Source organism: Lactobacillus kullabergensis (assembly GCF_000967195.1).
In the GTDB taxonomy this organism is placed as follows: Bacteria; Bacillota; Bacilli; order Lactobacillales; family Lactobacillaceae; genus Lactobacillus; species Lactobacillus kullabergensis.
The window spans coordinates 418,657-431,811 of sequence record NZ_KQ033871.1 but is presented as its reverse complement, the minus strand read 5'-3'; the positions used below and the strand labels follow the sequence as shown (position 1 = coordinate 431,811).

Sequence of the window (13,155 nt, the reverse complement as noted above, 5' to 3'; positions counted from 1 at the left end):
CTACCTCAACTATTTATATTCCTGATGGAAGAAACTAACCACTCTGAAAATTGATCTCGGTCAACTTTTACACCAACTTGAACATTTGCCTGTTTATTAAAAAAGTTATTAAAATCAATCAAAGAAGCACCATAGGCACTTGGACTTTTGGTATCTACTATGACATAAGCTGGCTTAAAAGCAAACATTTCAGGCTTTACCAACATACCAGCCGCCAGTGCATCGTAAACTTCACGGCCATTGGTTTCAGTATGATCATGTAAATTGCTCATAATATGATAGAGCATATCTCCCGTTCTGCCCGATTGCTTAATTTGATCCAAAACATCTGGAGTCACATATGCTTGATGTCCTAATTCAAGTGGTGCTAATAAAATCTTTATGCCACTTGAAAAAACAATCTGTGCTGCTTCAGGATCGCCCGCAACATTATATTCTGCATAAGGTCCCCAATTGCCACGACCGATTGCACCACCCATAATTACCAGTTGCTCAATTTTAGGCAAATCTTCTGGAAATTGTCTAAAGTAAAGTGCAAAATCTGTTGCTGGTCCAATTTGCATTAACGTTACTTTTTCAGCACTGCCAGCAACAACTTCATGAATTGCCTCTGCAGCAATACCTGGTTTTAATAAGTTGTAGTCAGGTGCTGGAAAGTCAAAACCAGCCAGTCCGCTCTTACCGTGAACATCTGAAGCATCGATTTGATTCCGCAGTAAAGGTCTGTCAGCACCACTTACAACGGGGACATTGGTTTTTAAAAATGTTTCCAATTTTAAAGCATTGTCCAAAGTATTTTTCAATGGTACATTGCCCCAAGTCGCTGCTATCAATTTAACATCAAATTCTGGAGCAAAAAGAGCAACGGTGATTGCTACAACATCGTCAATTCCGGGATCTGTACTAATTATCAATGGTTTTTTTAACATAAGTATCCTCTTTTTAAAAATGGTTATAAAACAATAATACCAAATTTAGCTGCTCGTTGCTGTAAAAATAAAAAGAGCTGACATTGAAATAAGCCCCGAAAGTTAGAAAACTATTTGGGACTTATTTAACTCACAGTTATGTTTCAAGCTAACTTAAAAGCTACTTTTTTCGATCTTCGATCTTGCCATTAGAATGTGCAATAAATGCCTCATCGCACATTCCAAGAAAAAGCCCATGTTCGACCACCCCTACGGTATGATCCAAATAATCGGCCAAACCACTAGGAACAGGAATAGGATCAATATTCAAGTCGATAATAAAATTGCCATAATGAGTTACAAAGCGTTCATTACCTGCCATGCGCCACTGTGGATGCAAGCCTTCAGCTTGAAAAAGTCTAAAATTTTGTTCACATGAAACAGGTAAAACTTCAACAGGCAGAGGAAAACCGCTTAAACGCTCAACCACTTTAGATTCGTCTACAATCCAAATTATTTTGCGAGAATTAATTGCAACATTTTTTTCCATGGTCAAAGCGCCACCGCCGCCTTTAATACCATCAAAGTTAGCTGCTAGCCTGTCTGCGCCATCGATAGTCAAATCAAGTTGATCTACTGCATTCAAGTCATCAACATGAAAACCGTAGCTTTCCATTTGCTTCTTACTTCTGCTTGAAGTTGTTACCACAGCATCAAGGTCAAGACCTTCTTCTTTTTTTCTTCTGCCTAATTCAGCAATTAAAAATGCTACTGTCGAACCAGTGCCTACTCCCAGTTTCATTCCTGATTTGACTAATTCAGCAGCTTTTACAGCAGCTTGCTTTTTTAACTTATCCTGCTCTTCTTTATCCATAATTCATGCTTTCTAAAATACGTAATTGATCTGTGACTAAAATTATTATAGCAAAGATATTAGCAAAAGAAGACACAAAAAAAGCAGTCATAAACTGCTTTTTAAACTTGACTTTATTATTCTGGATCAATTTCAGGAGCCTTATTAATTTCGCCTGACATCATCCAAATTCTCTTTTCTACATCAGTGTGAAAACCGGTCAACAAATCATTGGTTGAGTAATCTCCTTCTTCATCACTGACTTTAATGCCTTCTTCATAGAGCTGATCAAGGTAATGGTAATCAGCAATAATTTTTGCATAGCGCTCATCAATTGTTTCATCCCAATTGCCCTTTTCATCAGGAATCTTAGTTTTAGCTGCTATTTCACTTAAGGTTGAAACTGGAGAACCATCAAGGGTAATTAAACGTTCAGACACTTCATCCAGTTGGTCAGCTAGTTCATCCATTACCTTGTCTAAGTATGGGTGTAATTTCAAAAAGCGATTACCACGCATGTACCAGTGATGTTGGTGAACTACCATATGTAATTGTGTCAAATCAGCGACCAATTGATTTAAAACTTCTTTAGTCTTTGGATATTTCATATAAAAGTGCCTCCAAAATTAAATAATATTGTTACACTTTTATTATAGCGAGTAAGCGCTATTAATACTAAAATATTGTTTAGCATTTTTTAGTCTTACTATAATAAAAAATCTGCCTTTACCAGACAGATTTTAAATAATCTATTTTTTATGCAACATCTGGGGTTGCATTGTTCTTCTCTTTCTTTAGAGTAACATTGTCATAATGCTTAATAAACGGATACCAGATTATAAATGCAACTATTGCACATATAATTGCGAGGATCCCCTCCTTGCCAGCTTGTCGTAGCTAAGTAGCCACCAATACCAACTGGTGTTGGCCAAGGCTGTTGTACTCTAATGACCGGAACTATCCTTGCCGCAATAGCTAAATAAGCTACCAGTCCGGAAGCCATTGGAGCACAAATAAACGGCACAAATAAGTCAATATTATACACAATTGGCAACCCGAACAGAATTGGTTCGTTTATATTGAAAATTGCTGGTACAATTTCAACTTTACCTAATTCTTTCAACTGTGTTGAACGTGCTCTTAATACCAGCCAGATAGCAACACCTAATGTGGCACCTGAACCACCAATTGTAACAAACGCATTTAAAATTTCACCAGCAAAAACATGGTGAGTACCTTGATTAACATTTGCTTGCATATTGGCTAAAACTATTGGTGAATAAAAGGAGCTAATAATTGTTGCGCCATGAATTCCAAACCACCATAAAAAGTGAATTAAAAAGAGTATGATCAGGAATCCCCACCAAGTATCCGCAATATTGCTGATGAAAGAAAACGGGATAAATAACACATTGAATAAATCAGTTCCTGCCAAAACTAAGGCCATATTAATTGCCGACATCACTACAGCAACACAAAAACCAGGTATCATGGCACTAAATGAGTTTGCCACTCCTGATGGGACTGAATCTGGCATTTTTATTTGCCAGTTGTGCTTAATTGTAAAGCGATAAATCTGAACGGTTATCCACGCTACCACTAATCCAATAAAAATACCTACAGCACCTATACGATAAATACCGGTTAATGGAGCTGCTTGGTATCCGCCAGCAACCATTTTGTCTTTAGTAAATATGGTTATAAATTCTACTCTGCCATTTTTCCAAACTAATTCAGCTACGGTAATAAAGAACCCCATTAAGAACATCATCAAGCCATCTATAGGTATCAAGTTTAAATGTTCTTCATCACGGTAAATTTTTGTATAAGAGTAAGCAAAAGTACCAGAGAAAACTAGTGCGATGATGCCCATAGTAGCATTATACACAGACTGAAACAGATTAGTAAGACGACCTATTGTTCCCGCGTACCAAGTAGCAAACTCTGGAGCGGGAATTGCTTGTGGCAATACAGTCAAAATTAAGAAAATAGACCCAATTATCGAAAATGAAATAACGCTATAACCAGCATCCATAATCGACCTTACAAATCTTGTGGCAGCAAATTTACCGGCCACTTCAGCAATTCGATCTTTTATTGGTTTTTGATTTGGTTCAGCCATAAAATATACTCCTTTCAAATAGTAACACATAATTAACTACTATTAATAAATATTGTAAGCGTGTTCAAATGAAATGCAATTATTTATCTTTTATTACAGTTTCGATTGCGTTTAAATATTTATCTTTTCCAATAATAATGTTATGTATTCTACGTTCACAGAAATAAGCTAATAAAATGCCAACTAATAAAATAGCAATCATAAAATAATTTGAGCTTGTACTGGTTATAAAAGGGAAAATTTGCAATTTAAAAGGTAAAAACAGACAAAAGATCAGAAAAGTATTAGCAACAATTTGAATCCAAAAATAAATTCTTGTAATTGGTTCATCACTCTTGTGGTTGTACATTTTTGTTAACTGTTCTATAGCAGCAATGCAGGAGAAGAGAGTTAGTATACCAGATAAAATTATCCCTAAGAGTTTTTTATATTGAACTAAAATTAACAGCCAAAAAAGGTTAGCAAACAAAAAAATGACAACACAATAACGAACCATTAGATAACGGCTAAAATAAAGATATTTGATCTTATCATCATGCTTTTTACGTTCAACTTTATTTTTCTCTGAAGAACTGTTCATTTTAAGCTTCATTCCTTTATTATATTATATTAATAAGTATAGTCTAAATTAATCAAATAATGATAATAATTGTACGCCTTGAACTATAGGTAATAATTGTTATAAAATATACCTGTTAACGCTATCACAATTAACTAAAAAGGAGATAAAAATGTATTCAGCAAAAATGCCAGATGGATTTTTATGGGGAGGAGCAGTTGCTGCTCATCAGTTAGAAGGTGCTTGGAACGAAGATGGCAAAGGAATGTCAGTTGCTGACGTCATGACAGTAGGTTCTGCTTCTAAGCCACGCGAAATTACTGACGGAATTGTTGCAGGCAAAAATTACCCTAACCATAGTGCAATAGACTTTTATCATCACTATAAAGAAGATATAAAATTAATGGCAGAAATGGGTTTTAAAGCCTTCAGAACCTCCATTGCCTGGACTAGAATTTTTCCTAATGGTGACGATGAACAGCCAAACGAAGCCGGTTTAAAATTTTATGATGACTTGTTCGATACTTGCCATCACTACGGCATTGAGCCAGTAATTACTTTATCTCACTTTGAAATACCATTTAATTTAGTTAAGAAATACCACGGCTTTACTAACCGCAAAGTAATTGATTTCTTTGTTCGCTTTGCCACAGTTTGCTTCAAACGGTATCAAAGTAAAGTAAAATATTGGATGACATTTAATGAGATCGATAACCAGTCTGCATACAATGATGACTTTTTAATGGCCACAAATTCGGGAATTATTCTCAAGAAAATGACTGACAAAGAAAAAGAAGCTGCAATGTATCAAGCAGCTCATTATGAACTGGTTGCCTCTGCCTTAGCTGTTAAAGTTGGACATAAGATTAATCCAGATTTTCAAATTGGCTGTATGATTAACTATTCTCCAGTAAGGCCTTTGACTCCTTCATCTGCTGATATGCTTTTAGCGGACAAGTTTGAGCAACGGCGCGACTGGTTTTCAGACGTTCATGTCTTTGGTGAATATCCGAAAGAAGTTGAAGCATATATTGAACGAAACGGCTATCGTCCTGATATTACTGATGAAGACAGAATTGTACTCAAGGAAGGTACAGTGGACTATGTCGGCTTTAGTTACTATCAAACAACAACAGTGTCAGCCCAAAATGTAAAAGCTGATGAATTAAGTGACTTATCTAAAGCAAAAGCTGCTAATCCAACTTTGGAAAAAAGTGATTGGGGCTGGGAAATTGATCCAGCTGGCTTAAGAATTGCTTTAAACCACTTAACTGATCGTTATCATAAACCTTTATTCATCGTTGAAAATGGCCTGGGTGCTTACGACAAAGTTGAAAAAGATGGTTCTATTCACGATGATTACAGAGTAGATTACTTAAGAAAGCACATTTCTGAAATGGAAAAAGCAGTTGAAATTGACGGAGTTGACTTAATGGGTTACCTGCCATGGGGGCCAATTGACCTGGTATCTGCTGGAACAGGGCAAATGGATAAACGTTATGGCTTTATCTATGTAGACAAAAATGATGCTGGCGAAGGTACTTTGAAGCGCTCACGCAAAGATTCATTTGATTGGTATAAAAAAGTTATTAGTTCAAATGGTCTTGATTTAGATTAAAATAATATTTAAAAAAATCATAAAATAAGCGATTCCGCCAATTAGCAGGAATCGCTTATTTTTTAAGTATTCAAATTTTTATCATAGATCCTGAAAAGCCCTTAAAAGTAACAGATAGTAATAAAAGCATAACTATACTGTTAAATTAACTTCGTTACTATTTTTTAAAAGTTACTAAATAATTGATCTATTTGCTGATATTCGTCTGTTGTCAAATTAACCTGCATTGCAGCTGCATTGCTTTTAACTTGATCAGCATTACGAGCACCTGGAATTACAACACTAATTGCTGGATTTGCCATATACCAAGCTAATACGGTTTGTGTAACCGTTGCTTGATGATCAGCAGCAATTTTTCGTATTCCATCAATCCCTTTCATAGCATCTTTATACTGCTCTTCACTGAAATCTCCCAATAATTGTCCACCATCACTATTTTTAAACTTTTCCCAGTCTTTTAGATAGTATTTTCCTGTTAAAAGTCCTGATGCTAATGGGAAGAAAGGTACAAAGGAAATATTATTTTCCTGTAAGTACTTTAATTCCTCTTTAACTGGAGCTTGGTGAACTAGGCTGAACTGGTCTTCAACAATATCAACTTTGCCATTTTTATTTGCTTCTTTAATCTGAGCTAAAGAAAAATTGGAAACGCCGATTGCTCTTATTTTGCCTGCTTTTCGTATTTCATCTAAAGTTTCAATTACTTCATCTTTTGGTGTATCCTTGTCTGGAAAATGAATATAAAAAATATCAATATAATCAGTTTTCAACCTTAACAAGGCTTCATCGACCGCTTTTTTAATAAACTCAGGACTATTATTGATAGCCATATCATGAGACTTATCTTGGGCAGCCTTAGTAGCAATTATTACTTTTGAACGATCATAGTCTTGCACTACATCACCAATAATTTCTTCAGATCTTCCAAGACCATATACATAAGCTGTATCAAAAAAATTAATTCCTTGTTTTAAAGCTTCTCTTAAAAGATCATAGCCATCTTGTTCATCTAAATTCTGAAATAAGTTATGTCCACCAACTTTGTTAGTTCCTAAACCTAACGGAGTAGTATAAACGTCACTTTTACCAATTTTTATTTGTTTCATGTTGATTCTCTCCTAAATAAATGACTTGAGAGGCTCAAGGCAATAGTTTTGTAATTTATACATGTAAGAAAAAAGCAGACCATATTTCAAGTAAAGCTAAATCAATTATGTTAATTCAGTGTTTCTACCTATGGAATTTATAAAAAATCCCCAATATTAAACTGATTGAGATACCACAGTCATTAGTTTTTAATTACTTATTCTCAGTTTCTTTCTTTAACGCACCTGCTTTGAAAAGTTTTTCATATAGATCTACCATTTCTCCAGCCAAATCCCTAAAGGTTATTGCATTCATCAAGTGATCTTGTGAATGAACTACCAGAAGGGTAACCTTCGTATGATCTCCTTGAGCTTCTTTTGTTAACATCCCTGTTTGAGAATTATGTGCTTCGTTCAAAGATTGATCCGATTCTTTCAATTTGGCACGTGCACCTGCAATGTCACCCTTTTTTGCGAGACGAATAGCTTCAAAAGCAAGGCTTTTAGCGTTACCACCATTGGCAATAAGTCCCATGGCTGCTTCTAAAGTTTCTTGTTCCTTTTGTTCAGGTGTTTCCTTTTCAGACATCATAATCCCCTTATCCGTTAATTAAGTCTTCAGCTTGTTGTAAAACTTTTTTACCATCCATCATGCCATAAGCACGCATATCAATAACTCCAAGAGGAATGTCCTTGCCTTCTTTTCCTTGACCTTGGACTTTATTCTTAAAATCGTCTTCCATATAACGAATTTGCGGCCCAAGCAACACACAGTCGGGATGATCTTGTTCAATGTGTTGTGAAGCTTCTGAAGCTGGGCACGCAAAAATATGTGCATCAATACCCTGATCCTTCGCAGCTTGCTGCATCTTGGTAACTAATAAAGATGTACTCATTCCAGCACTGCAATTAAGCATAATAGTTTGTTCTGCCATAATAATACTTTCCTCCTAAAATGTATCCTAATATTAATATCTTCTATTATAGCACGTTTAAAATAGCGCTTACTAATATATCCATTAATTTTTACATTATTCGAAATGTATAATTACATCTAATTTTTTCTAATTAAAAATAAATATTCGTGGTTATGCACTACTTTGCTTACCACGAATATTAATATAATATAGTCTAAATGCATCTTTTGAAAATTTACACAATAATCATCTATGGTCTTTTAAAAATCAATTAAAATCCTCTAAAAGTCATAACAATTCCAGCAATACCAATAATTAGCAAAGCCAAACCAAGAATTAAAGATGTCCACATTGCAAGTGGCATAAATCCATTATTGGTACCTTTATGCAAAATTCCACGGATATAAACGACACTATTAACTATTTGATAAGACCCTAAGGCCATCATAATCACAGCAACGATCATTAAAAAAGCTGCACTTGTTAAAAAGTTTGTCATTTTAACACCCTCTTTTAAATTAACTTACTATATTATAAATCAATTTTACCACCTTTTGAAAATAAGGTGGGGAAAATTTATCATATTTTTTTAACTTTAAATTTAAAAATGATAAAACACACAAATAAATCCGCCAACTAATAGTATTATCCCAAAAATAAAAGCAAAAATAATTGCAAAAAGCGAGAACCCGTTATTTGTACCATTCTGCAAAATTTTCTTAGTATATTTGTAACTGCTAATTATTTCAAAGACAGCCAATACAATTAAAACTATGCCTATTATTTTCTGAAATATTATACCATTGAAAAAGCTTCTCATTACAACCGCCTTCTTCGATATTAAAAAAGCCCTTTCATTTTAGTTTTTCCTATTATAAGTCTTTTAATAAAAAAAGTATAGCATCTTTGCTATACTCTCTTATTTAGAATTCTTCATCTGCTGTCCCAGAATCAATATCTTGGTAGTGATAAACTCCAGTTTTACCTGCCTCTAAAGTAGCAGAAAGCAACTCCTCTGTTTCTAACTGACTACGATTGATGAACAGTTCCAGCAACATGGGAATATTAACACCCGTGATAATTTCCATTTCCGGATTGCTCTTTAGTAAGCTGACCAGCGTATTAAAAGGAGTTCCTCCCTTTAGATCTGTTAAACAAAAAACTGTTCCTTTTAGTTGGCTGATTTTTTCACTTATTTCAGACTTTAATTGTTCTAAAGATTCGCCCTCTTTGAAACTCACGGTTTGGCAATTTTCTTGTTTACCACAAATCATTTCTGCTGACTTTAATAATTCAGGTGCTGAATTACCATGTGTACAAATAATTACTCCAACCATATAATCACACTATAATTAATAATCTAAACAGCGGTAGTAACGGCGAATATCCATCGGATGACGGTTAATATGTTCAATGTGAACGTCAATTCTGTTATTAATCGCATGGAAGACAAACGGTGACAAGGTGCCACGATATTTTTCTGAAAAACCTGGCAGGTCATAGTCTTTAGAATCAATAATAGTATAGTTACCACAAATTTCTGGTAAAAATTTAGCAACACGTTCACTTAATGGCCGTTGACTGTCCTCACCAACATAGACAGTAACTGGAGTATCACGATCAACGATTTCAAACATCCCATGGAAAAATTCTGCTGCTTCCACTGCGCGCGTTCTAATCCAGTGTTGTTCTTCCCAATAGCACATTGCATATGAATAAGTTGCGCCCCATTGATTGCCGGCACCGACAAAATAGTGAATTTCATCGTCATGGTGTTTCTCGGCAAATTTTTGGGCAAAATCATCCGCATTTTCTTCAATATCAGCAATGTCTTGTGCAAAATGTTGATCCATTTCTTGATAAAACTCATCATAATCTGGAAATTCACCGTTCAAATACATTAAGCGGTCTCCGACCATAAAGAATTTTAACTGTTCATTTTCAGGATAAGAAATACAATACGTTAGCATTGAAGCTAATTTAGCGTGTGGGTCGTCCATAAAACCTAAAATGATTGCACCAACTTGATTTATGTTTTTAACTGCATCAACCATTTCTTTGGTATTTCCAGTAACTGAGGAAATTACCACCAAGGTCTTGTCGGTAATACGTTTATTACCAGTTACATTATATTCAGCGGCATTTTGATAAAAAGTTTCTAAACCACTTTTTTCTTTCATGTGGATATTAGCCTGCATCCCCGAAGCATAGGTGCCACCGATTCCCAGCCAGCAAATATTGGTTATGCCTTTTTTAAATAGTGGATCAATCACATCGTTAATTTGGCTCCGCAGTTTAAGGGCACCAGTCATACTATCAATTAATTTTTGCTTGTTAAATTTACGCATTTTTCTTCCTCTTTTTTAAAATTATTCTATATTTTTGAAGCTGTTATCTGATCAAAATCCGGGTACGCAGAATGTTGCAAATCTATCTTCTTCACTTGTGATAACTTATAGGCTAGCAAGTGAACCGGTACCGTCATAAATAAAGAAGCCAAAAGTTCACTTGTTGTAATACCTAAACTGAGGTCGTCAGCTGTTGCATTTTCATCTTTACCTGCATATATTGTGTAGACATTTTTAACATGCTTATTTAAGAACTGCTTTAAAAGATCCATCCTATCGTGGAGTTTTCCCATCGGGTCTATACAAATGATAAAGTCATCCGCATTCAATCCCAGATAAGGACCATGCATGTATTCTTCCAGTTCTTTTCCCCACGAATTAATTCTGACAGCTTCAGTCGTCTTGGTTTCACCTTCGCGGCTGACACCATAAGCTGCACCGTAACCGATAAAAACTAATCTTTTCGCAGTGGCAAAATTACTAATGTTATTTTCAACCCAGTTGCTTGCACTATTAATTACTTCAGGCATTTTAAGGACTATACTTTTTATTTCAGCCAAAAGTTTTGTAAATTCTACAGACGAAAGTTTGCCTGTTTTTTGTGCAATTAACATTGCTAGCAACATTAAATCTAAAATTTCTACGCTATAGCCAGCACTGACATAAGGCATTTCTTCAATTGGCATTCCCATATCCAAAACGTGCTGACAAACTTTTCCAACTGGACTATCAAGCTCACTGGTTAAAGCAAAGACCGTATTACCGGCATCTTGTAATCGCTGAATAATTTTTACTACGGAATAGCTGTGACCGCCTTGAGATATTGCAATGCATAAAGAATTTGGCTCAACATGAAGCAAATAATTTTCTGCAATAGAAGGCTCTTCAATTTTTACCGGCATTTTTAAAATATTACTCATAAACGGCAATGCACCATATGCGGCGTTAGAACTTGAACCAGTTGCATAAATAACAACATTAGTAATATTATGATTTATTTGTGCTATCTGATTGTCAAACAAGTCGGCATAATTTTGCAAAACTGCTTCATAGTATTTTGGTTCTAAGTGGACATAATCTTCTATACTTTTCACAAGAGTCTCCTTAAATTACTAACCCAGCAGTCCTGACCAGGCACCAAATATTCCGATTGCTGCTATCAGCAACAAAATATATTGTGATTTCCAACCTTTTTTATCAAGCCAGAAAATAAAGAATGTGAACAACAGAGGTAAAATACCAGGAACAATGCCATCACAAATTTTTTGGACGGTGGTTGCTTCAGCACCACTGCCAATCTTCAAAGGCATTTTTAACGTTACCATGGTCGCAACCATAGCCCCGACAACAGCAAGTCCTAAAACTGAAGCGCCATAAGTTAGCTTATCCATTAAACCTGTCTTTTGCACTTTGTCGATAAAGGAGGAACCGATATTGTAGCCAATAAACAAACCGTAGTATCTAGTGATAATGGCCGGAATATTAAAAATTAGCAAGAACAAAATTGGTCCTAAAATATTACCTTGCATTGCAAGAGAAGTACCAATTCCTGTAGCAATAACCCTTAACGTACCCCAAAAGAATGAATCACCAATACCACTCAAAGGTCCCATTAAAGCAACTTTAATGTTATTGATTGAGGCAGCATCAAAATCTGGATCAAGTTCGTTTTGCTCTTCCATTGCGATTGAAATACCTAAAGGAAAAGTACTTAGCCATGGCGTAACATTATAAAACTCAAGGTGCCGCTTATAAGCGTCCTTTAATTTTTCCTTGTTTTTACCATAGATCTTTCGTAAAGCCGGAACCATAGAGTAGGCATAGCCAAGATTCATTTGGCGTTCATAATTCCAAGCCCATTCCATCGTAAAGGACCGCCAGAATGTTTTCATTAAATCTTTTCTAGTGAGTAACTTAGAATTCTTCATCTTCATAATCTATGCCTCCATCATCTGCATCTTTTTCACTTGTGTTATTAGAATTAGCAGCAGTATTTACTAACGGTTGGCCTTTAAAAGCGGAATAGCCAGTTAGAATAAGGGCCAAACATGCGCCGAAAATAGCTACCCCAGTTACTGATACTTTGAGATAGACTGCCAAGGCAAAACCAATAATAAAGAAAGTGACATTATTCTTGTTGACCATCATCTTAAGCAGCAGAGCAAAACCATATGCTGGTAGAAGCCCTGTGGCAATTCCCAAGCCATTAATAATAAATTGGGGAATGACTGCTAAAATTGCTTTAATTACCGGGCTGCCTAGGACATAGGAAATACCAACTACTAAACCTATTGGCAGGTTAACCGAGAAAAAGCCGCCCAGTACGTTCATCCGACTTACACCACTGCCATCAGCTTCTTCGGCATATTTATCAGCGCGGTGAACGAAGAACGGTAATATGAAAATAAAGCACAAATTTTTGATTACCAAAACCAGAGATGCAATTGGAATCCCCAAGGTTAAAGCAACCGCAGTACTCTTGCCCGCTCCGATGGCGAAAGCAGTTCCCAAAACACTACCGGAAATTATTTCTGGGGGGATTGCCGCACCAATAGAAAATGAACCAACAAAGGCTAACTCCAAAGTTGCCCCCATAATAATTCCCTGATGCAGATTACCCAAGACTAAGCCAGTTAGCGTACAGGTTACAAGTGGCCTTGACAGCATGGATGAACCAACAAAGTATTCACCGTTACCCATCATCGCAATTAAAGCCAAAATAATTGCGGTTAAATATACATTCAT

Annotated in this window: 15 protein-coding genes and 1 pseudogene; 1 reads left to right on the top strand and 15 read right to left on the bottom strand. The window is 35.6% G+C overall.

Annotated features, from left to right (window positions below; all coding sequences use genetic code 11):
* Positions 1–5: 5 nt before the first annotated feature.
* The 5 genes and pseudogenes from JF76_RS02685 to JF76_RS02665 form a co-directional block, all read right to left on the bottom strand.
* Positions 6–929: a nucleoside hydrolase gene (locus JF76_RS02685; RefSeq protein WP_045927695.1), complete on the bottom strand. Its 924-nt coding sequence runs from the start codon at positions 927–929 to the stop codon at positions 6–8.
* A gap of 160 nt (positions 930–1,089) precedes the next feature.
* A complete protein-coding gene (gene rpiA, locus JF76_RS02680) occupies positions 1,090–1,782 on the bottom strand; it encodes a ribose-5-phosphate isomerase RpiA (RefSeq protein ID WP_045927694.1) in 693 nt (230 codons plus the stop codon).
* A 116-nt stretch (positions 1,783–1,898) separates the two neighbouring features.
* A complete protein-coding gene (locus JF76_RS02675) occupies positions 1,899–2,369 on the bottom strand; it encodes a Dps family protein (RefSeq protein ID WP_045927693.1) in 471 nt (156 codons plus the stop codon).
* A 148-nt stretch (positions 2,370–2,517) separates the two neighbouring features.
* A pseudogene (celB, locus tag JF76_RS02670) lies at positions 2,518–3,883 on the bottom strand (PTS cellobiose transporter subunit IIC).
* Positions 3,884–3,962: 79 nt separating this feature from the next.
* Positions 3,963–4,463, bottom strand: coding sequence for a hypothetical protein (locus JF76_RS02665; protein ID WP_045927692.1), 501 nt, complete (start codon positions 4,461–4,463; stop codon positions 3,963–3,965).
* Positions 4,464–4,614: 151 nt separating this feature from the next.
* Between JF76_RS02665 and JF76_RS02660 the strand changes: the two genes are divergently transcribed.
* Complete coding sequence (locus JF76_RS02660; protein ID WP_045927691.1) at positions 4,615–6,060, top strand: 6-phospho-beta-glucosidase; 1,446 nt, start codon at positions 4,615–4,617, stop codon at positions 6,058–6,060.
* Between the two features lie 164 nt (positions 6,061–6,224).
* On the opposite strand, the gene JF76_RS02655 is transcribed toward JF76_RS02660, so the two are convergent.
* The 10 genes from JF76_RS02655 to JF76_RS02610 form a co-directional block, all read right to left on the bottom strand.
* Entirely contained in the window at positions 6,225–7,166 is a 942-nt protein-coding gene (locus JF76_RS02655) for an aldo/keto reductase (protein ID WP_045927690.1), read from the bottom strand.
* Between the two features lie 193 nt (positions 7,167–7,359).
* Entirely contained in the window at positions 7,360–7,737 is a 378-nt protein-coding gene (locus tag JF76_RS02650) for a PTS lactose/cellobiose transporter subunit IIA (protein WP_045927689.1), read from the bottom strand.
* Between the two features lie 7 nt (positions 7,738–7,744).
* A complete protein-coding gene (locus JF76_RS02645) occupies positions 7,745–8,080 on the bottom strand; it encodes a PTS sugar transporter subunit IIB (protein WP_034977128.1) in 336 nt (111 codons plus the stop codon).
* Positions 8,081–8,333: 253 nt separating this feature from the next.
* Positions 8,334–8,561, bottom strand: a complete 228-nt coding sequence (locus tag JF76_RS02640; protein ID WP_045927688.1) for a hypothetical protein — start codon at positions 8,559–8,561, stop codon at positions 8,334–8,336.
* A gap of 102 nt (positions 8,562–8,663) precedes the next feature.
* Positions 8,664–8,882, bottom strand: a complete 219-nt coding sequence (locus JF76_RS02635) for a hypothetical protein (RefSeq protein ID WP_045927687.1) — start codon at positions 8,880–8,882, stop codon at positions 8,664–8,666.
* Positions 8,883–8,985: 103 nt separating this feature from the next.
* Entirely contained in the window at positions 8,986–9,399 is a 414-nt protein-coding gene (locus JF76_RS02630) for a PTS sugar transporter subunit IIA (protein WP_045927686.1), read from the bottom strand.
* A gap of 15 nt (positions 9,400–9,414) precedes the next feature.
* Positions 9,415–10,410, bottom strand: a complete 996-nt coding sequence (locus tag JF76_RS02625; RefSeq protein WP_045927685.1) for an SIS domain-containing protein — start codon at positions 10,408–10,410, stop codon at positions 9,415–9,417.
* Positions 10,411–10,436: 26 nt separating this feature from the next.
* A complete protein-coding gene (locus tag JF76_RS02620) occupies positions 10,437–11,504 on the bottom strand; it encodes an SIS domain-containing protein (protein ID WP_045927684.1) in 1,068 nt (355 codons plus the stop codon).
* A gap of 18 nt (positions 11,505–11,522) precedes the next feature.
* Positions 11,523–12,344 (bottom strand): PTS system mannose/fructose/sorbose family transporter subunit IID, encoded by an 822-nt coding sequence (locus JF76_RS02615; protein WP_045927683.1) that lies wholly within the window; start codon positions 12,342–12,344, stop codon positions 11,523–11,525.
* Entirely contained in the window at positions 12,325–13,155 is an 831-nt protein-coding gene (locus JF76_RS02610) for a PTS mannose/fructose/sorbose/N-acetylgalactosamine transporter subunit IIC (RefSeq protein WP_045927682.1), read from the bottom strand. Before JF76_RS02610 ends, JF76_RS02615 begins: the two co-directional genes overlap by 20 nt.